At 53.0% G+C, this 19,777-nt stretch carries 16 protein-coding genes; 2 read left to right on the top strand and 14 right to left on the bottom strand.

The genetic code is table 11. The annotated features are described in order from the left end of the window. Positions 1 to 139: 139 nt before the first annotated feature. On the bottom strand, positions 140 to 859 hold the full coding sequence (locus VM94_RS26705) for a Crp/Fnr family transcriptional regulator (RefSeq protein WP_034747863.1): 720 nt from the start codon (positions 857 to 859) through the stop codon (positions 140 to 142). Between the two features lie 480 nt (positions 860 to 1,339). Between VM94_RS26705 and VM94_RS26700 the strand changes: the two genes are divergently transcribed. Then, positions 1,340 to 3,025 carry a methyl-accepting chemotaxis protein gene (locus tag VM94_RS26700; RefSeq protein ID WP_046686135.1) on the top strand — a complete coding sequence of 562 codons (1,686 nt, stop codon included), beginning with the start codon at positions 1,340 to 1,342 and terminating at the stop codon, positions 3,023 to 3,025. A 10-nt stretch (positions 3,026 to 3,035) separates the two neighbouring features. Here VM94_RS26700 and VM94_RS28015 read toward each other — a convergent pair whose 3' ends face one another. Then, the gene (locus VM94_RS28015; RefSeq protein WP_082127921.1) at positions 3,036 to 3,254 is read right to left on the bottom strand and encodes an oxidoreductase-like domain-containing protein; all 219 of its coding nucleotides are present in this window, start codon (positions 3,252 to 3,254) and stop codon (positions 3,036 to 3,038) included. 375 nt (positions 3,255 to 3,629) lie between these two features. Between VM94_RS28015 and VM94_RS26695 the strand changes: the two genes are divergently transcribed. Beyond that, positions 3,630 to 5,177 (top strand): DEAD/DEAH box helicase, encoded by a 1,548-nt coding sequence (locus tag VM94_RS26695; protein WP_046686134.1) that lies wholly within the window; start codon positions 3,630 to 3,632, stop codon positions 5,175 to 5,177. Positions 5,178 to 5,409: 232 nt separating this feature from the next. Here the strand turns inward: VM94_RS26695 and VM94_RS26690 are convergent, their stop codons facing one another. The 12 genes from VM94_RS26690 to VM94_RS26635 form a co-directional block, all read right to left on the bottom strand. Then, complete coding sequence (locus tag VM94_RS26690; protein ID WP_046686133.1) at positions 5,410 to 6,648, bottom strand: LPS biosynthesis protein; 1,239 nt, start codon at positions 6,646 to 6,648, stop codon at positions 5,410 to 5,412. A gap of 67 nt (positions 6,649 to 6,715) precedes the next feature. Continuing rightward, entirely contained in the window at positions 6,716 to 8,668 is a 1,953-nt protein-coding gene (locus tag VM94_RS26685) for a polysaccharide biosynthesis protein (RefSeq protein ID WP_046686132.1), read from the bottom strand. A 94-nt stretch (positions 8,669 to 8,762) separates the two neighbouring features. Beyond that, positions 8,763 to 9,323: a sugar transferase gene (locus tag VM94_RS26680; protein WP_046686131.1), complete on the bottom strand. Its 561-nt coding sequence runs from the start codon at positions 9,321 to 9,323 to the stop codon at positions 8,763 to 8,765. Between the two features lie 29 nt (positions 9,324 to 9,352). Next, positions 9,353 to 10,288: a UDP-glucose 4-epimerase family protein gene (locus VM94_RS26675; RefSeq protein WP_046686130.1), complete on the bottom strand. Its 936-nt coding sequence runs from the start codon at positions 10,286 to 10,288 to the stop codon at positions 9,353 to 9,355. A gap of 48 nt (positions 10,289 to 10,336) precedes the next feature. After that, positions 10,337 to 11,461, bottom strand: coding sequence for a non-hydrolyzing UDP-N-acetylglucosamine 2-epimerase (gene wecB / locus VM94_RS26670; RefSeq protein ID WP_046686129.1), 1,125 nt, complete (start codon positions 11,459 to 11,461; stop codon positions 10,337 to 10,339). Further along, the gene (locus VM94_RS26665; protein ID WP_046686128.1) at positions 11,454 to 12,464 is read right to left on the bottom strand and encodes a polysaccharide biosynthesis protein; all 1,011 of its coding nucleotides are present in this window, start codon (positions 12,462 to 12,464) and stop codon (positions 11,454 to 11,456) included. The genes wecB and VM94_RS26665 overlap by 8 nt, the downstream gene beginning before the upstream one ends. 13 nt (positions 12,465 to 12,477) lie before the next feature. Then, positions 12,478 to 13,332 (bottom strand): dTDP-4-dehydrorhamnose reductase family protein, encoded by an 855-nt coding sequence (locus VM94_RS26660; RefSeq protein WP_046686127.1) that lies wholly within the window; start codon positions 13,330 to 13,332, stop codon positions 12,478 to 12,480. A 53-nt stretch (positions 13,333 to 13,385) separates the two neighbouring features. Then, on the bottom strand, positions 13,386 to 14,621 hold the full coding sequence (locus VM94_RS26655) for a glycosyltransferase family 4 protein (protein WP_046686126.1): 1,236 nt from the start codon (positions 14,619 to 14,621) through the stop codon (positions 13,386 to 13,388). A gap of 24 nt (positions 14,622 to 14,645) precedes the next feature. Then, entirely contained in the window at positions 14,646 to 15,809 is a 1,164-nt protein-coding gene (locus VM94_RS26650; RefSeq protein WP_052755954.1) for a glycosyltransferase family 4 protein, read from the bottom strand. Positions 15,810 to 15,825: 16 nt separating this feature from the next. Continuing rightward, positions 15,826 to 17,199 (bottom strand): hypothetical protein, encoded by a 1,374-nt coding sequence (locus tag VM94_RS26645; RefSeq protein WP_138828996.1) that lies wholly within the window; start codon positions 17,197 to 17,199, stop codon positions 15,826 to 15,828. A 2-nt stretch (positions 17,200 to 17,201) separates the two neighbouring features. After that, positions 17,202 to 18,146: a glycosyltransferase gene (locus VM94_RS28010; protein ID WP_082127920.1), complete on the bottom strand. Its 945-nt coding sequence runs from the start codon at positions 18,144 to 18,146 to the stop codon at positions 17,202 to 17,204. Continuing rightward, positions 18,136 to 19,620: a flippase gene (locus tag VM94_RS26635; protein WP_160309323.1), complete on the bottom strand. Its 1,485-nt coding sequence runs from the start codon at positions 19,618 to 19,620 to the stop codon at positions 18,136 to 18,138. Before VM94_RS26635 ends, VM94_RS28010 begins: the two co-directional genes overlap by 11 nt. Positions 19,621 to 19,777: the final 157 nt, after the last annotated feature.

Raw genomic sequence — 19,777 nt, 5'->3', positions numbered from 1 at the left:
GCGCGGGCAGGTGGCTGCCCATGTGGCGTCGTGCGCTTCGAAGTGACGGGCGATCAAGTGGCTTGGAAGGGAAGTCAACACCCCGGAATGAAAAAAGCACGCCGAAGCGTGCTTGCGCGGATGACTTGCCGCTGGTTACTTAATTGTGTGCGCTGATGCCGCTGCGGAATTGTTCGAAACCGGCGCGCGCTGCCTTGTAGCAATTACCGGCGGCCGCTTCCAGGCCTTCGCGGTCAAGTACTTCGACCGTGCCGCGGCGGTACTGGATCAAGCCTTCGTCCTGCAGCTTGCGGGCCGTGACGGTGATGCTTTCGCGGCGCACGCCCAGCATGTTGGCCATGGTGTCTTGCGTCACCTTCAGCTCGTTCGACAGGGAACGGTCGAGGCGGTCCAGCAGCCAGCGGCACAGTTTTTGTTCGATGCTGCAATGACGGCCGCCCACCACGTTCTGTGCCATTTGCGCAAACATGGCGCTGGTGTAGCGCATCAGCAATTGCGCCAGGGCGCCGCCCTCATTGAACACTTCGCGCAGGAAGGCCGTTTTCAGGCGGTAGCCGTAGCCGGCCGTCTGCACAATGGCGGTACAGGTGGCGCGTTCCGCTTCATACAGCACCACGCCAGCGACACCTTCGCGGCCGACGACGGCGATCTCGGTTGTGGCGCCGTCTTCCATCACGTACAGCAGGGAAACGATGGCATTGGTGGGGAAATACGTGTATTCAATTTTGCCGCCGCAATCGAACAGGTGCTTGCCGGCAGGCAAAGCGACCAATTCCAATTGGCAAAACAGGCGCTCCAGATCGGCGCGCGACAAGGCGCGCAGCAATTCGTTCTGTTGTGCGCCCGTGATGCTGATCATGGGCGTGGCGGGCGCGGCTTGCCAGTTGTGCTGGGCTGCTGCGTGGCTATTCGTTGCTGGTGTCAGGTTGCTATAAGCTTTGTACATGGTAGGGCCTCGTCTTCTGATTTTGTTGGATGGCGCTGCTTTTCTGGCTTGCTAGCGTTGTGCTGAATCTTGTATCCACTATAGGACCAGGGGGCGTCGGCGGGCATCGGATGAGCCGACGTGCTTATGTAGGCTAGGAACATTGCCTCGTGTCATCCGACTCCTACGCCTGTTGCTGTATTTTCCCTGTAGAAATAACGGTACTTCGGCAAAAAACGTCACGTTGCGCGCTACCCGCGAACTTTGGCCGCGTGGAGCAGTCAAACCACTCTGCGTTGCAGTACGACGGTGATAAAATGTTGCATTGCGGAAATTTAACGTGCGTGTCGGGATGAGCTTGCTCTCCATCACTGCTCACTTTTGTCCCGTTTGTCTAATGAAGGAAAGCAACGCATGAAATGGTTTTTTGATCTGAAAATTGCCACCAAATTGATCTTGTCGTTTGGCGCCGTGCTGCTGTTGACGGCGGCGCTGGGCGTGTCGGCGATCTTTTCCATGGCGCGCATTAATACGGCGTCGACCGACCTGTCCGACAACTGGATGCCCAGCGTGCTGGCGGCCATGAATATGCGCAGCGATGTCAGCGATTTCCGCCGCTGGGAGCTGGCGCACATGCTGGCCGCGCAAGATGCCGACATGGCGCAGAATGAAACACGCATGTCGGAAACGCAGGCCAGGATGAAGGCCGATAGCGACAAGTACCGCAGCCTGATTTCCGAACCGGGCGAGAAGGAAGTGTTCGAGCGCTTCCTGGCGCTCAACGATGAATTCATGCGCCTGCATGCAACCATGTTGAGCCTGTCGCGCGAGATGAAAAAGGAAGAGGCGCGCGCGTTGGCCGTGGGACCGTCGGCCCAAGTCATGACGGACATGATGGTGGCCTTGGATAAACTGGTGTCGATTAACACGGACGGCGGCGTGCGCTCGAGCGCCAGCGCCGATGCAACCTATGAAGCCTCGCGCGCCAGCCTGATCGGCTTGGTGGTGGGCATCGTCGTCGTCGGCATGCTGCTGGCGCTGTGGGTGGCGCGCAGCGTGGCGCGTCCGCTGATCGAGGCCGTCGGCGTGGCGCGCCAGGTGGCGGCTGGCGATCTGACGGCGCATATCATTGTGCAATCGCAAGATGAAACGGGGCAATTGATGCAGGCCCTGAAAGACATGAATGCCAGCCTGCAAAAGCTGGTGGGCCAGGTACGCAGCGGCACCGATACGATCGCCACGGCGTCGAGCCAGATCGCCGCCGGCAACCAGGATTTGTCGTCGCGCACGGAAGAGCAGGCCAGCTCGCTGGAAGAAACGGCCTCGTCAATGGAAGAGCTGACCTCGACCGTCAAACAGAATGCGGACAATGCGCGCCAGGCCAACACCATGGCGCTGACCTCGTCGAGCATCGCCATCGAGGGCGGCAAGGTCGTCGGCGAAGTGGTGGGCACGATGGCGTCGATCAACGAATCGTCGCGCAAGATTGTCGACATCATCGCCGTCATCGACGGCATTGCTTTCCAAACCAATATCCTGGCCCTGAATGCCGCCGTCGAGGCCGCGCGTGCAGGCGAGCAGGGGCGCGGCTTTGCCGTCGTGGCCACCGAAGTGCGCAACCTGGCGCAGCGTTCGGCCGCGGCGGCCAAGGATATCAAGGTACTGATCGGCGATTCGGTCGAGAAAGTCGAGGCGGGATCGAAACTGGTGGACCAGGCCGGCCGCACGATGGATGACATCGTTGCCAGCATCACCCGCGTGACGGACATCATGAGCGAGATCACGGCCGCCAGCAGCGAGCAGAGCGCCGGTATCGAGCAGGTTAACCAGGCCATCGCCCAGATGGATCAGGTGACGCAGCAAAATGCGGCTCTGGTGGAAGAGGCGGCCGCCGCGGCCGAATCGATGCAGGAGCAGGCCGCCAGTTTGAGCGCCGTCGTCAGCATCTTCAAGCTCGACGCGGCCAGCGCCGCCGCGAGCCGGCCGCGCGCGCCCGTCGCCGTCCAGGCTCCGACAGCCGTGACGCCAGCAACTGCGCCGCGTCAACTGGCCGGCACGGCCCGTCGCGCGGCGCCGGTGGATGAATGGGAAAGCTTTTAAGTGAATGAAGTCAGGCGCGCTTGCGCGGCTTTTTGATGCCTGGGGCAGCGGGCGCGGCAGCAGCTTGCTGGCGCTGCTGCCACGCCCTCAAGGACTCTTCGTAGGCAGCCAGGTCTTCCTGGTACATTTCCAGCACGCAAAAGGTGCAACCGCTGTGGCAGCACTCGTCATTGCCTGGTTTGCTGGGCGCTTGCGGTTGCGGATCGTGGGGTAAGGGCGGGGTGGGCATGGTGAGGGCAGGGGACGTTAAGGCTGGCATCGGAGCAGGCATAGGAGCTGGCATGATACGGCATCCCGGCGCGTCATTGCTGGAACGCTTTTTGCTCAAAAATCACGGTTTCCGTGTACAGTTGCGGTGAATTAGGGTATCGTTTACAGCACTGATATTGTATCTTCTGCGCGCGATGTTCCGCCGGCGCGATCTCCGCCGCCATTGCCGCACATCTCTTCGACGCTCCCGCATACGCCATCCAGCATGTCCCGGAGCACAGAGGTGCCGCAAGAACAATGATCCATGGCTTGCAAGACGGAGCTGCCTGTGCCCCGAAATGTTGTTTATTGAGAAAGCATGGCTTCCGCAGTGCGGAGGCACACCAGAAAATTTATGTCTGAAATCGAATCGACTCCTACGCCCAGCCCGGCGATTGCCCCTGAAGCGGCGCCCGCCGCCGCTGCGCCTGCACCAGCACCTGTCGCATCTGCTGCTCCCAGCCTGACTTTTGCCGACTTCGGCCTCGCGCCTGAAATCCAGCGCGCACTGACCGACCAGGGCTACACCCATCCGACACCGATCCAGGAACAAGCGATCCCCGTAGTGCTGCAAGGCCGCGATGTGATGGGTGCCGCGCAAACGGGCACCGGCAAGACGGCCGGTTTTTCCTTGCCGATCATCCAGTTGCTGATGGCGCATGCCAGCAGCAGCATGTCGCCGGCACGCCACCCGGTGCGCGCGTTGATCCTGACGCCGACGCGTGAACTGGCGGTGCAGGTGGCGGAAAACGTCAAGGCCTATGCCAAGCACACTCCGCTGCGTTCGACCGTCGTCTTCGGCGGCATGGACATGAAGCCGCAAACCGTCATCCTGCGCGGCGGCGTGGAAATCGTCATCGCCACGCCGGGCCGCTTGCTTGACCATATCGAGCAAAAGAACATCAGCCTGAGCCAGGTGCAGATGCTGGTCATGGACGAAGCTGACCGCATGCTGGACATGGGCTTCCTGCCGGACTTGCAACGCATCATCAATTTGCTGCCGAAGCAGCGCCAGAACCTGATGTTCTCGGCGACGTTCTCTCCAGAAATCAAGAAACTGGCCGCGACCTTCCTCAACGATCCGCTGACGATCGAAGTGGCGCGCAGCAACCAGACGGCCGACAAGGTCACGCAAGTGGTCTACAAGGTGACGGAAGACCAGAAGCATGCCCTGGTCGCCCATCTGTTGCGCCAGCGCGACCTGAAGCAGGTCATCGTATTCTCGAACACCAAGATCGGCGCCTCGCGCCTGGCCCGTGTGCTGGAACAGGAAGGCATGAGCGCCACGGCGATCCATGGCGACAAGAGCCAGCAGGAACGCATGGCGGCGCTGGAAGCGTTCAAGAAGGGCGAGATCGACGTGCTGGTGGCTACCGACGTGGCGGCGCGCGGTCTGGATATTTCCGACCTGCCTTGCGTCATCAACTTCGACTTGCCGTACAACGCGGAAGACTATGTGCACCGTATCGGCCGCACGGGCCGCGCCGGCGCCTCGGGCGATGCCATTTCGATCTACTCGGATAAAGACGAGCGCTTGCTGGCCGATATCGAGAAACTCATCAAGCAAAGCATCAAGCGTGGCGAACTGGCGGGCTTCAACCCTGCGCCCGCCCGCAGCAGCGACAGCGAGCGCCGTCCTCCGCGCCGTACCGAAGGTGGCGATGCGCGTCCCGCGCGTGCCCCTGAGAGCCGCCATGCCGGCGACAGCCGCGACAGCCGTTCCGCCGAGCGCGGTGCTCGTCCCGCCTTTGGTCCCGGCGCCCGCCGCGAAAAGGCCGATCCCTGGTTCCTGAAGCCATATGAGCCGGCCAAGGCAGCAGCTCCGGCTGCCGCCAGCATGGCGCCTGCCGCAGCCAAGCCGAAGCAGAAGGTGGCGGCGTTGTTGGGTGGGTTGCTGAAGTAGAGCTTTTTGCAATATTTCTGCGATTGACTTGATGGAGTTCAGGCGAAGGTAATAGCTCCTTGCCTGATACTCGATGGTGCGCAGGCCATTAATACGGCGAGATGAGCCTTGGATAATAAGATTTCATTATTATTTGTGGAGTCGTATCGCTGCTATTTTATTGTGCCTTATGTATTTTTTTGATGCAGCCATGCGCCACCTTGGCGCACGGCATGTATTCAGAGTAGCTTGGTTAGCCATTCATTTTGCTGCTGTTATTTTTCCACCAGTTGCGACCAAAAACGAGGCCGAGCGAGATAAGCAGGCCGAAGATGAAGCTTGCTAGTGCGGTTGTGGTCAAACGCGATGAACGGTTTTCAGGCAAGCTCGGTCCTGCAATGAATCTGCTTTTCTCAAGATAAAGATTAAGCGCATTCTGATTATCAATGCTGATCATATTGAAGGTCTCCTGTATGACCTCATTCTTCATGTCCTTGTTTTTGAAGATGGTTTGTTTCAGCGGTTCAAGCGCGCGCAGGATGACTTCACCGGATTTAGTATTGTCCAGCGTTACTTTTGCACGATCATAATACTCACGCAGCAGTTGATATTTTTGCTGCTCGCGTTTGAATTTGTAGATAGACTCGTTTTCAGCGGCTGCTTCGACTTCCGTAGTCATTAATTGTGTAGCTGGCGGCAAGTAGCGTGCATTATCTTCTGTGATGGAAATTACTTCACGGGATGCCTGGTTAGCGCTCTGTGGATAGCGAGCCATGATTTGCTTCAAATTGCTACCCTTACGGTTTAATACTTCCAATTTCCCATTGCTATCGATGATGTCATTTTCCAGTTTGGTAATTCGGGCAGTAATTTCACTATGTTTGAAACGTAGCACGTCTGAATAGATCTGATAGATAATGCTGTCCATCGTATAGCGCCCAAGCAGGGCTACCGTTTGGTTGGCTTCGATCGGCGTGGCTGCATCATAGGTAATGCGCAAGCCAATGACGTTATTGCCACCATCCTTGGGCTGCTCCATCAATTCCTTGGCGTCAATCTTGGTAAATGGAAAGACTGGCTCCACCAGCTTGCCCATTCCCGCGCGCGAGGCAAAGACGCGACGCAGCTTGTCGACGCCAGGCTGACCTTCCAGTTTGTATTCCTTAATGTAATCCATCAAGCGGCCGCTTGTGCTGAACGCAGCCGAATAGCGTTTATAGTCAGCCAGCACGATCCCGGAACTGGCGGTTTCACGCTCCTTCAGCGACGCAGGCATGGGAATGGCGCCGCCAAACTGCAGGAAACCTTCGCTTTTATAGCTTGGAAACGCATAGGTGTAGCCAACGCCAATCACTACAGCGGCGATGGTAACGGAGATGATGGTGCGCCGCGAACGCCAGGCGATCGCCAGCATGTCAGTAAACGGCGTTGCGTTATCGTCCTCGAAGTCGTCTTGTTGATCCTGATTGTCTTGGGTGTTTTGGTTGTGCATGATTTCACTTTTTAAATATGGATGTGTCAGTTTTTGCGCATCTTTAAACTGCGTGAGTGCGTTTTATTTAAGACGAGGTATCCGGTGTATTGCCATTTAATATGCTAGCTATTGGCAACAGCGAGCTGCGGCGATTTTTCTCATTCCAGATCAAGTCTTCTATGCCGCATTGCGGTGCATATTCAATTACGGCCGATAACAGTACTTCGCGCACCTGATCATATTCGAACAGGTCGCATGCTTGCTTGAGCCTGTTGAGTGTCACTTGTAATTCGCTCCAGGCCGTTTCTGACTCCTGGGCGCGCATGATCAAAGGATGTTCAGTGCCTTCCACGTTGTCGCCTATGAGTAACTCTTCATAAAGTTTTTCCCCTGGACGCAGCCCAACGTGTTGTATGTCAATACCGTCAGGGGCAGAGCTGCTCCTGATCTCCAAGCCGCTCAGGTGAATCATGCGTTCCGCCAGATCCATGATCTTGACAGGTTCACCCATGTCGAGCACAAAGACATCGCCACCTTCTCCCATCGCCCCAGCCTGTAGGACAAGCTGTGCCGCCTCCGGAATTGTCATGAAGTAACGCGTAATTTCAGGATGGGTCAGCGTGATTGGCCCGCCCTGCATGATTTGTCGGCGAAATAACGGTACGACTGAGCCGGAAGACCCCAATACATTGCCGAAACGCACCATGCAAAAGCGGGTTTTCGTTTGTTCGCGCGCAAAACCTTGCAAAATCAATTCCGCCAGGCGTTTGGTTGCACCCATGACATTAGTGGGACGCACGGCCTTGTCTGTTGAAATGAGAACAAAGCAACCGACGCCGGCCGCCATCGCTGCCTTGGCAACGCTTAACGTGCCAAAGACATTGTTATTGACGCCTTCAATCGGGTTATGTTCAACCAGTGGCACATGCTTATAGGCCGCGGCGTGGTAAACCGTTTCGACGGCGAACGTACGCATGACGCGGGTGCATTTCTCTGTATCGAGCACGGAGCCGAGAAAGGGCATCAATTCAATGTGTAGATCGTGTGCTGACATGAGCGATCGCAGCTCTTGCTTGATCGAATACAAGGCAAATTCTGTCATGTCCAGCAGGATTAGGTGACTTGGCTGCAGACGGATGATCTGGCGGCATAGTTCCGAACCGATGGAGCCGCCGGCACCCGTGACCATGACCGATTTTCCAGTAATACAGCTGGCCAGAAGGTGGCGGTTTGGCGTTACCTGATCGCGTCCTAGCAAATCCTCGATTTCGATGTCGCGCACATCCTGTGCGCGCAATTCGCCACTCACGAGGCTGCCGATTGGCGGTGTTACCTTGATTTTGACTTTATGGACGGCTAATTTTTCCAAGATGAGTTTTTGCTGGCTTTTGGCGAGCGAAGGCATGGCCAGCAGCACCTCTGAGATATCCATTTTTGCGATCAAGGCATCCAATTCGCTGGCCGGATAGACTTTGATGCCCGCGATGGTCGCACCTTTCATCTCTTTTTTGTCGTCGATAAAAGCCACAGGCAGATAGTCGTGGCCAGCCCGTAACGCCGTGGCCAGTTGGGTGCCAGCCTTGCCTCCGCCATAGATGGCCACGCGTACTGGAGCCCGTTCCGCATTGGCATGCAACAAGAAGCCGCGCGCGACGAAGCGACTTGCCACCATATACATGATGGCGCTGATCCAGTAGATGCCAAAGACGCCTCGCGAGAGGCCGCTCATGTGTGTGAGGATGGCCGCGGCGGCCACGAGTAATGCGACGGAGATCGACACGCCGAGGATCACCACGTAGACAATCTTCTGATCGATGAAGCGGATGACGGCACGATATAAGCCGAGTCGCACGAACACGGGCAAGGAAACGACCGGTACCAATAGGATTAGCCAATAATATTGCTTCAAGATCACCATATCCACGACGTCGTAACGAAGCAGAATGGCGGTAGAAAAAATTAGCGGCAACATCAACAAATCTGCTGAGGCCGCTATGATTTGCTTATGGAAACGCGAAAGATCAAGAAAGGATTTCATTTGTATGCTTCATATAATTGTCATCCCTGGCAACGCGACACGGAATTAAAAGTTGCTATATTACTCTCCGTAGGTAGGCAAGAGTTTTTTAGAATCAATGTGTTACATTATCTTTGCGAATGACCTTGATAAAGGTCAATATGATAATTTTAATATCGAATGCTAGGGAGCGTCGCTGCAGATACTCCACGTCAAGCTTGACCTTCTCCGGAATTGGCAGTTCATCCCGGCCGTTGATTTGAGCCCATCCGGTCAGTCCCGGCAAGATTTGATCGACTCCATATTGTGTGCGTAATGCGATCAGATCCTGTTGATTAAAGAGTGCCGGTCGTGGGCCCACAAAACTCATGTCGCCGCACAGGATGCTCCACAATTGTGGTAACTCATCAAGGCTCGATTTGCGCAAAAATGAACCGATCGGCGTCAGGTAACGCCTTGGATCTGACAATAAATGTGTCGCTACGGCAGGAGTACCGACTAACATGGTGCGAAACTTGGGCATCCGAAAGATGCGATTGTTGCGACCGACGCGATCTGACCAGTAAACTATTGGCCCGGTTGATGTGATCTTGACCAGTAAGGCGACAATGGTGATTGGTAGCAGCAAAATACAAAGGGCAAGAAGCGCCAATAAAAAATCAAATATTTTTTTCATTCAAGGTCGATTAAAAGTTTATTGAGGCATTAACGGCGAAATGGCGCAACAGTTTTTTCGAGCGCTGCCTGCATGCTCGACACCGGCTTCCAGGAAAGCGTCTGCATGGTATGTGTGACGTCAACCTGAAGAGAGCCAAGCAGCCTGTCGGCGGCAGCTGATTTCCGCATCAGGCGAGCGCCTGCCGCCAGCCATGCCGCTGGCACAGGCAACAGCAAGCTACGCCGTCGCATGGCGGAAGCAAGCCTGCGCAGCAACTCTGTAATGCCGACATCGTCATTGTCGGAAACCATGAAGACTTGCCCGGAAGCGGCAGGGTGGCCGCAACATAAAATCAATAAATCGACCAGATTATCCAGCGCGACCATACTGCGTCGATTGTCTATGGCTCCCAGAGGTAGCGGCAATCCCAGTCTGACCAGTTTCATCAGGCTGTGAAAATTTGCGCGGACGCCTGGTCCGTAGACTAGCGGAGGGCGCACAATCACCAATTCCAGTCCGGTCTCCCTAGCCAATGCCTGCAGAGCCACCTCCGCTTCCAGCTTGGATTGGCCATATGGGTCGCGAGGTGCAGGGGAATCGAAGGCGGTGAAGGGCTTGTCAGTGGTTTCTTCACCATTGACTTTTACACTGCTAACGAAGACGAATCGCTTGATCCCGGCATCCAATGCCTGCCGGGCCAGGTTGATGGTGGCATCGACATTGACTCGTCGAAATTCCGCCAAGGGATCGCTGGAAACGTCATGCATAACATGGACGCGGGCGGCGAGATGTACCACGCAGGTGCAGCCAGCCAGCGCAGGCGACCAGTCGGTGCTCGCGTCCAGTTCGCCTACGGCAATGGCATGAATAGCGCGGGCATCCTTGCGCACCGCTGCCGTGTAGGCGACGTTGCGCTCTGCCAGCGTAGCGCATAACGCGCTGCCGACAAAACCATTCGCTCCAGTTACGAGAATCTTTGTCATCTTAAAAACGAATTTTCATTGCCGTTGCCAATCATTTCGTTGGTTGAATTATTTCGACCAGACGTTGGTATTAATATAGTCAATATAGCTGCTGACTACACGCAAGACTTGCTTGGAGACGAAAGGGTTTTCGTAGTCAGCTACTGGCAAAACGGGCGGCGTATTGCGGTTGTATTGGCTGGTAATAATGTCGACGGCTTCAAGTACACGTTCGGATTTTAATCCGGACATAATCAAGGTGCCGACATCCATTCCTTCTGGTCGTTCATGCGTATTTCTGATTGTGATTGCCGATAAATTCAGCAGCGAGGTTTCTTCCGTAATCGTTCCGCTATCGGACAATACGCAAAAAGCTTCCATTTGCAATTTAATATAGTCGACAAAGCCGAAAGGTTTGGAGAAAATGATGCGTTTATCGAGGTTCTCGATACCAATCTCTTGCAGGCGCTTCATGGTGCGAGGATGGGTTGAAAACAGTACCGGGTAATCATACTTTTCAGCCAGTGCCTCAAGCGTGGCCAGCAGGTCACGCAGCGCTTCCGGCGAGTCGACATTTTCTTCACGATGCGCGCTGATCAGGAAGAATTTACCTTCCTGCAGATTTTGACGCGTCAGGACATCCGAGCGTTCAATCTTTGGCATGTAAAAATCAAGCACCTCGCGCATATGCGAACCTGTCTTGATGATGGTTTCTGGACGAATGCCTTCCGCAACCAGATAACGGCGCGCATGCTCCGTCAATACCATGTTAATGTCGGACAAATGATCTAATACTTTACGATTCAATTCTTCAGGGACGCGCTGGTCAAAACAGCGATTTCCGGCTTCCATATGAAAGACCGGAATTTTCCGACGTTTGGCGGCAATGATCGCCAGGCATGAGTTAGTATCGCCATACAGCATCAGGGCATCCGGTTTTTCCTTTTCAAACACGGCATCGGCCTTTACCAGTACCTGGGCAATGGTTTCGGCTGCCGTGGTACCCGCAGCGTCAAGGAAGTAATCCGGCTTGCGGATTTCCAGGTCATCAAAAAAAACCTGGTTCAATTCGTAGTCGTAATTCTGGCCGGTATGAACAAGAATATGCTGGGTATGTTTTTCCAGTTCAGCAATCACGCGGCTCATTTTGATTAATTCTGGCCGCGTGCCTACGATCGTCATAATTTTACGCATCGAGTTGTTCTTTCACAAAGTCCAGCGTCAGCAGAATCTCTTTTACTTGTGGAACCGTCAGGCGTTCGGTGTTGTGCGAGGTATAGTCGTCGATTTCCGAAATCTTGGTCTCACCTTCGACAAAATATTTGTCATAGTTCAAGTCACGATTATCTGCAGGGACACGATAGTATCGGCCCATATCTTCGGCTTTTGCCATTTCTTCGCGTGAAACCAGGGATTCGTACAATTTTTCGCCATGGCGGGTACCAATTACGCGAATTTCATTATCCTTTGCAAACAGCTCCTTCAGCGCGATCGCCAGGTCGCCTACCGTCGATGCGGGGGCTTTCTGAATGAAGATATCGCCTTGTTCTCCGTGCTCGAAGGCATGCAAAACGAGATCGACCGAATCATCAAGCGACATCAGGAAACGCGTCATGTTGGGGTCGGTGATCGTGATCGCTTTGCCGTCTTTCAATTGATTGATAAACAGTGGAATGACCGAACCGCGTGAAGCCATCACGTTACCGTAACGGGTGGCGCAGATGACCGTCTCGCCGGCACTGCGCACGCGTGCCTTGGCAACCATTAATTTTTCCATCAGTGCCTTGGAAATCCCCATGGCATTGATCGGATACACGGCCTTGTCGGTACTCAGCACGACTACGCGCGATACATTGTTGGCGACTGCTGAATTGAGCACATTTTCGGTACCCAACACATTTGTGCGCACCGCTTCCATCGGGTAGAACTCGCACGATGGAACCTGTTTTAGCGCTGCCGCGTGAAACAGGTAATCCACGCCTTTCATTGCCTCATTCAAGCTTTCAGGATTGCGCACGTCGCCAATGTAAAACTTCAGTTTTGGATTGTTCAGCGCGATGCGCATGTCTTCTTGTTTTTTTTCGTCGCGGCTGAAAATACGGATCTCAGACACGTCGGTCGACAGAAAACGTTTCAGGACTGCGTTGCCGAACGAGCCAGTGCCGCCGGTGATCATCAAGACTTTATTTGCAAACATTTTGATTTCCTTCTTACTTAAAATTAGCCATTTTTTCAACAAGCTCAGGCCATGCCGGAGCAATATAACCTGTTGCCTCACGGAAGCGATCTGCATTCAGCGACCGATCAATCTTCAGCTTTTCATCGGCAACGATTGCAATATCTTTTTTGTATTCTTTCTTGACCAGCGTGAGCAGATCAAATTTATTAATCGGTTGCGAAGCAACGTGATACAAACCATGTAACTGTGGTTGCGGCAACACGATATCGCGGATGACATGGGCCAGTTCGATGGTAGGCAAACCTGAGAAAATCGCTTGCGTGTAGCCTTTCACCGACCCTTGCTGAGCCAGGAACCAGCCGACCAATCCATTGGCACTGTTTAATTCGTGGCCAATGATCGAGGTGCGCAGGGTGATGCAGTGTTCGTAATTGACCTCGCCGAGATACTTGGAGCGTCCATACAGATCGGTCGCATCTGAAGCCTCGGCTTCGGTGTAACCGCCACGCGTACCGGCGAAGACACAATCGGTACTGACATGCACCAGGCGCGCACCAGCGATGGCGCACAGACGGGCGAGGCGGTGCGGCAGCAGGGAATTGATGGGGATAGCCTGTAACGGATCGTTGGATTCGGCCAATTGCTTGACCAAGCCGATGCAATTGATCACAACATCGGGCTGTACCTTGCCAAACAACCAGGCCAGAGAGTCGGCATTGTCCACATCCGTGCCAACTACAATACGCTCAGCCAGAGCCGGCGGGAAGGCCTTGCGTACAGAAGCGCTGCGTGCCGAGCCAAAAACCTGGTAACGGCTGTCGTCGGAAAAATAGCGCAATACCGTATTGCCCAGCATTCCTGACACTCCAAGCACCAAAACTTTCATAAGTTATCCTTTTACTCTCAATTTGTTTATTTGAAAAAAGCTATTGTCTCGTACTATGCAGTACTTGTTGGATCCGTTAGCTGTTGAAAATGGTCAATCAAAGTTTTTGTCAGCATATCCCGGTCAAAATGGCTGCGGAAATAACGCAAACCATTTTGCCCCAGTACATTGCGTTGCTCTACAGATAAGTCTGCAAGTTGGCGGATGGCCATGGCCAGTGCATGGGCATCTTCGGCTTTGCAACTGACGCCAGCGTTGGCCTGCTGCACGATCCGCGCACCCTCTCCATTCAAGCAAGCGACGACCGGGCGCGCCATGGCCAGGTATACCTGGACTTTGCTTGGGATAGTTTGCGCAAAAATCGGTTCATCCTTCAATGTCACCAGCAGCGCTCCGGCATGCTTTAAAATTGACGGCATTGATCCAAGTGGATAACGGCCGGTTAATTGCACATTTTTCAGGCCTAACTCGGCAATTTTCTGCTTGATCCAGCTAACCCGACTACCATCGCCGACTAGCACAAAGCGGATTTCCCGTATATCTTTTAGTAAGGCAGCTGCCTCGACGATGGTTTCTACCGACTGGGCCGTGCCCAGATTACCTGCGAAAACGACGCTAAAGCCTTCCTCAAGGCCCGGAATCGGGCAATGATCGGGTGTTTCTTGCTGCGGAGCGACAAATACATCGTCTGCAGTATTTGGGTGGTAGGCAATTTTCCCTCGATCCGCTAAGGCCGCAACCGGCTCGATAAATGCTTCTGACTGAACCAATAACAAATCTGCGCGCGCATAGATCCAGCGTACCATTAACCTTACCAACGACAGCACGGTACGGTTACGTATAAAACCTGTGGCTTCGAGGCTTTCTGGCCAGAGATCCTGTACCAGGATAACCAGTTTGGCGCCCTTTATCCATTTCAGAAAAATAGCGGGGAGGGCCTGCAAAATGGGCGATACAGCATACACCACGATCACATCTACATGCCTGCCGCGCAGCGCGAAAGGACCGAGTGTCGAGCCACTCAGGACGAATGATACATAATTCCACACCAGGCGCAATGCTGATCCGACACCGCGCGGAGCCAATGGCACCCGATACACAGTGGCGCCCTCCCAATCCTGCATGGAGAATCCATTGGCGCGGTAACCATCAAAAGTCTTGCCCGTGGGATAGTTAGGCTGTCCGGTCAACACGTCGACTTTCTGGCCATGGCCTAGCAAGGCGCGCACCAGATCATTGATGCGGAAATTCTCGGGCCAGAAATACTGGCTGACGATCAGGATATTCAAATTGTTGCTTTCATTATTAGCTCTTCACTCAGGTGACTGGCCCCGAGAAAATAGCGCAAAGCTGTCGTTAACCAGCGTGCTTTGCGAGGCGACATAGGCGCTGGCATAAGCGCTGACACTTGCTTGGTAAGCGTCAAAACCGGCCTGGTTCAGTCCGATCAGAGTTTGCAGGGTTTGCACGAACAAGTCTGGCCGCGCAAGTGGAATGTCGAACCCGATCTGTTTTTGCTGCAGCTCGCGCCATGGGGTCTGGTCACTGATTAATACAGGCCGCCCTGCCAAGAGACTTTCTATGATGACATAGCCAAAATTTTCTCCCAGTGTGGGGAAAAACAGAAAATGATAGGCGGGAATGACCTCCTTGATGCGCGCATGCGGAAGTTCACCGCAGTACTTGACGGTGATATTGGAAGGCATGCTGGCAATCAATGCGCCGCATTCGCTCCAATGGCGTGCATCTTCGATGGGGCCATATATATCCAGCGTGACCTGCCCATGGTCGAGGTTGGACAGCGTCCGCAGCGCAATATCGAGCCCCTTCTTGCTGGAAATACGCGATAAGAAGATAAGGCGTAATTGGCCTGGTTCTTTTTCCAACGGGGTAATTTGAGACTGTACCGCAGGGGGAAGCAATTCGCGAGCGATGTGTACACGCGCTTGCGAAAATTGTTTCAGTATGTCCGCCTGCTCCAGCTCTGTTGATGCATGCCACAGCACGTTCTTGTGCAGGCCCAGCAGCTTTGCCAAGCCGACAAATGCCCTTTTTTTCCAGCGTTTCAGATTGAAGGCGCCAGGTGAGAACTCACCTCGAGGTGCCAGAATAAATGGCCGTTTCGAACTTGCCGAGAAACGCCGCGCCAGCAAAGGGATGATCGAAAAATAGGTGCTGAAGAAACTATTGGCGTAAATGGCATCCCACTGTGGCAACGCCACTTCAGCCGTGATACTGGCACGGTAAGGTTGCTGTGTGGCAGACATGTACTTTATCCAGATGCCATCACGCATAATCCAAGTGTTCGTCGCAATGCCTGGATAGCTTGTTCCATCTGCATCATGGTCGCGACACAAGATATAAAAATCGAAGTATTCCTTGAGATTCTCGACTATGTATTCGACGGCCTTGATTTGCCCGCCCCCCTTATAGCCAGGCAAGTACCAATCGACTAGTATTAATATTTTCTTTTTCACTTGTAATCTTTTCCGTTTATGCCTGGGGCAAGCTGCATATTTTTGTCTGCGGGTTGAGATTTTTCTTTTTCCGTATTGTTTTTATTTTTCTCATCAATGGTCCGGTGAATAAGAGCCATAAAAACAAAGTCAATAAAAATCCCATGCAGGATTCACCATTTTGCATCAATTGATTATTTGCTGGAAAATATAGCAACATGATGGTCAAATAAGTGAATAGCAGGATGGAAAGTTTATCGGTATATAAGATTGCATATATCCATGACATGGCCAGATAACGGCCAATAAAAAACACGATCAACAAAGTGCCAGCGAAACCGACATCCGATGCGATCCACGTATAGATCGAATGCCACAGTGTCAGTTCACCCCAGCCTTCTGCCGCTTCCAGTCTGGCCGGATAGGTGTGTGTTCCTAGTTCCACCATACCCGTTAGCGAAGTCGCAGTTCTGGAGAGAAACATTGAATTGCCAACACCGAACGTGCTTTCAAAACCGAGCAGCATGGCACGTGACAGGGCATAGTAGCCTTGGCACAAATAGCGCAACAGTGACTCTACATAGATTTGGTATTGCTCCGGCATTGCGTACGTCATCCAATTATCGGGATCGCTATCTATGAAGATCGGTGGACCAAACGTTCTACCGCTTGCGACACCGCCAGAGCGCTGGGTTTGCCCATAGCCGAAGAAGATAAAGGCACCAAACATCGCCGTCAGGCTACCCAAAGCCAGTATTAGTTTTTGCTTTTTACTCAGTATTAAATGTCCAGAGGCTATAGCCAGTGCCATAAGCCAAGGAACCAACAGTACCGTGTCAACGATGGTTTTGTTGGTTCCCATGGAAATATACATGGAAATATTAAATAAAATGATGAAGGCGCAGCACAGTTTTTCGTTTGTGGTACGTTTTTGCCAAGTCGCCACTACAAAGGGAAAGCTTAATGCCAGTAAGGGGGCCAATATAATTCGGATATACTCGATGATCACCCATGGGCCGCCGGAGAAGCTTCTTTCCACTGCATTTTGATATGCTTCGCCAGGTGCCGCCAAACCGAACATGATATTGGGAATAAAGGTGCCAGTGCGCGAAAAGGAACTCGGCAATAACATGACCAGATTCAGGATTAATGAAATCCTCAACCAATCTGTTTTTGACTTGCTGGTCACTAGTGGGGAACGCAAAGCCTTTTTGTAGCCGGAGTAATATCCCCAGGCGAGCAAAATGTGAGAGGCAGTCAGAAAGCTGTATAGTTCAACAGGATTGCTGACCGGCCAAGGCCACGGTCCAAAAGCAAATAAAAATACCGAGATATTCAGATAGATCTGAAAAAATATAATAGGCAACCAAAGGCCCCGGGGCTTTCGTTTTGCAGGTCGGTTAACACCCATATTTAAATCTTTGCCTTTGGCAACAAGGATTGCACACCCCAGATTAGGCGGCGCAGCGGTTTACTGACGCTGGTTCGCAACAGGCTGAGTATTGTGCGCAGAGAATGGTGACGGGGATAGCGGGCGATGGCTTCGCGATACTTTTTGTAGCCGCCAGTCAAATCGCCGCTGCGCAGGTGCGAACGGGCGATGACCAGCAAAGCATGCGAATATGCCTCATCTTTGCGAAGAATAAGGCACTGTGCTAAGTCTTTGCGTGCATAAAAATCGTCCATTACTCGCAGATATTCCATCGCGATCTCAGGCCGCTTTTCATAGAAAGAAATGGATTTCGGATGCATGCGATAGCCCGCCAATGGCTCTTCGAGCATTTTGAAACCGCCATTGAGGCCCACCCGCATCCAGAACTCGCGATCAGGTGCCAGTTTCAGATCAGGCCGCCAGCCACCCGCTTTCAGATAGGAATCTTTACGAAACAATGCGCCGGGACCAATAAAGCACTCTTGCTCAACAACGAGATTTTCATGATCGAACTGACGGCATACATTCTTTTTTATAATAATCGATGCTGGATCAATCAGGTGGCAATCTGGATAGACCACGGCAATGCTGGCATCAGCTTGTAATGCAGCTACCAGCTTGGTAATGGCACCAGGATACAAAATATCATCAGCGCTCAGATAACCGAAAATTTCTCCTCGGGCAATATCCCATCCCTTATTCAAGGTACTGGCTTGCCCCATGTTCTGCTGACTTTCGATATGAAATTTTCCTTGATATTTTTGCAATACTGTCTTGGTGTGATCTGTCGAACCGTCGTCCAGCACGATATATTCGATATGCGGATAGTCTTGTGCCAGCACGCTTGCAATAGTTTCGTCAAGAAACTCAGCCTGATTGTAGGCGGGAGTCACGATAGTAACCAATGGATTGTCTTTAAAGATCATGCTTGCCACCGAAACGAGAAGAAATTTTACCAAGGACGTATTGTCGTTCGTTTTTTGTTGCTATACAAAGCCATATGTAAGCAAACATTACAGCTATGCAGCATACATATAGCAATGTCCGTGTCAGGAGGCCGCCGACAAGCGCTGGTAAGTACGATAATAGTATTAGGATACCCACGCCGCAGAGCCTGAGCGGCTGATCGATGACGTCGCGCATCTTGATGACGTTTGCGGCTTGAAAAAACATGATGAAAGCATCGATCAGCATGCGTGCCAGCCATGCGCCCACCGCCCCCACCAAGCCGTAACGGGAGGTGGCCAACCACAGGATGAGAATAAAAAATGGGAACTGCACCAGATGGATCATGGCAGTTACCCTGACTTTTCCTGCACCTTGAATCAAAGTGAAGGGGATGTGCGCCATGCAGTTGATCATGATGCCCAGCGAGAATACTTGCAGTAAAAAGTAGCTTTTTTCCGCAAACTCGGGATTAATCCACAGTCGCAAAAAATCTTGGGCAAAAATGCCAAAAAACAACGCTGACGGATAGATAACCAAAAATAACATCAGTAGCGCTTTTCTGAAAATCGTAGGGGATTCCTTGCCGTTCGCAAATAATTCGCCTGTAAAGCGAGGGAAGAGTACTGCTGTCAACGCCCCAGGAATGATCCATAATTTGGAAATGACTTCGAACGGCGTGACATAGTAGGCCACAGCGGCGGCCGAAATGGTTGCCCCAATGAGGAAACGGTCCATGTAGCCCATCAATGGGCTGATGACATTGCTGACTGTCATCCATCCGCCTGAACTGATCAACCCTCTGATTAACTCCCTGCGATAGCGTCGGTCATTGAGCATGCCGGGCAGTGAGCGTATGGCATAGTAGACATGGGCCAGACAGGCGACGATACGCCCGATGGTAAGCGCAACGGTAACCGCGATCAGGTCATTTTTGTACCAGAGTACCACCGCCAGCGGGCCGAGAAAGGTGAACATTCCCATGGGTAAACGTATCATATTAATGATGCCGAATGCCCCTCTCGCTTCCAAAATGCCGCGCAAACCGGATGTCAATACAATAAATGGCATTGCCATGGCCATGACCTTGACGGAACCAGAAATTTCCCCGGTATTGACGCCGCCAGCCATATGGGCTGCACCCCAGTCAGCTCCAAGCCACATGAGCATTCCTGCAAACAAGCCCAGCGCGGCCATGATCAGCAGGCTGGTATAAATCAGCGAGGGAAGATCCGCATCGCGCTTGTCTGCCATTAATTGCGATATTTGCAATGTCAGTGCGCGCCCCAAGCCCAAGTCGAACAATCCGAAATAGCTGACCACAGCCCAAATGAGCGTCAACATGCCAAAACGTTCGTCACCGAGAAGATGGATCAGAGCTGGCATCGATCCGATAGCGACCAGCATCGGTAAGCCAAGTCCGAGCAAGTTGTACAAAGTGTTGCGGATAAGCATGTAATGAATCTTTAGGTTGAGATGCATGGCGGGGCGGAGTCGGATGACACGCCATGCCAGCGGAAAATGTGTTGGTTCAAGCCGGCTAGCCCAATTGCTCTGGCGTACTGAACCCTTGGCCTAGCCAAGTATGGCGGAAGGGCTGGGAGAGTAATGT

It is taken from the genome of Janthinobacterium sp. KBS0711 (assembly GCF_000988085.1).
Classification (GTDB): Bacteria; Pseudomonadota; Gammaproteobacteria; order Burkholderiales; family Burkholderiaceae_D; genus Janthinobacterium; species Janthinobacterium lividum_E.
This window is presented reverse-complemented; position numbering and strand designations above follow the sequence as displayed.

What these genes read in the sequence shown, in the direction of transcription:
- VM94_RS26705 (WP_034747863.1), bottom strand. Translation starts at nt 859, where the DNA reads ATGATCAGCATCACGGGCGCACAACAGAACGAATTGCTGCGCGCCTTG.
- VM94_RS26700 (WP_046686135.1), top strand. Translation starts at nt 1,340, where the DNA reads ATGAAATGGTTTTTTGATCTGAAAATTGCCACCAAATTGATCTTGTCG.
- VM94_RS28015 (WP_082127921.1), bottom strand. Translation starts at nt 3,254, where the DNA reads ATGCCCACCCCGCCCTTACCCCACGATCCGCAACCGCAAGCGCCCAGC.
- VM94_RS26695 (WP_046686134.1), top strand. Translation starts at nt 3,630, where the DNA reads ATGTCTGAAATCGAATCGACTCCTACGCCCAGCCCGGCGATTGCCCCT.
- VM94_RS26690 (WP_046686133.1), bottom strand. Translation starts at nt 6,648, where the DNA reads ATGCACAACCAAAACACCCAAGACAATCAGGATCAACAAGACGACTTC.
- VM94_RS26685 (WP_046686132.1), bottom strand. Translation starts at nt 8,668, where the DNA reads ATGAAATCCTTTCTTGATCTTTCGCGTTTCCATAAGCAAATCATAGCG.
- VM94_RS26680 (WP_046686131.1), bottom strand. Translation starts at nt 9,323, where the DNA reads ATGAAAAAAATATTTGATTTTTTATTGGCGCTTCTTGCCCTTTGTATT.
- VM94_RS26675 (WP_046686130.1), bottom strand. Translation starts at nt 10,288, where the DNA reads ATGACAAAGATTCTCGTAACTGGAGCGAATGGTTTTGTCGGCAGCGCG.
- wecB (WP_046686129.1), bottom strand. Translation starts at nt 11,461, where the DNA reads ATGCGTAAAATTATGACGATCGTAGGCACGCGGCCAGAATTAATCAAA.
- VM94_RS26665 (WP_046686128.1), bottom strand. Translation starts at nt 12,464, where the DNA reads ATGTTTGCAAATAAAGTCTTGATGATCACCGGCGGCACTGGCTCGTTC.
- VM94_RS26660 (WP_046686127.1), bottom strand. Translation starts at nt 13,332, where the DNA reads ATGAAAGTTTTGGTGCTTGGAGTGTCAGGAATGCTGGGCAATACGGTA.
- VM94_RS26645 (WP_138828996.1), bottom strand. Translation starts at nt 17,199, where the DNA reads ATGGGTGTTAACCGACCTGCAAAACGAAAGCCCCGGGGCCTTTGGTTG.
- VM94_RS28010 (WP_082127920.1), bottom strand. Translation starts at nt 18,146, where the DNA reads ATGATCTTTAAAGACAATCCATTGGTTACTATCGTGACTCCCGCCTAC.
- VM94_RS26635 (WP_160309323.1), bottom strand. Translation starts at nt 19,620, where the DNA reads ATGCTTATCCGCAACACTTTGTACAACTTGCTCGGACTTGGCTTACCG.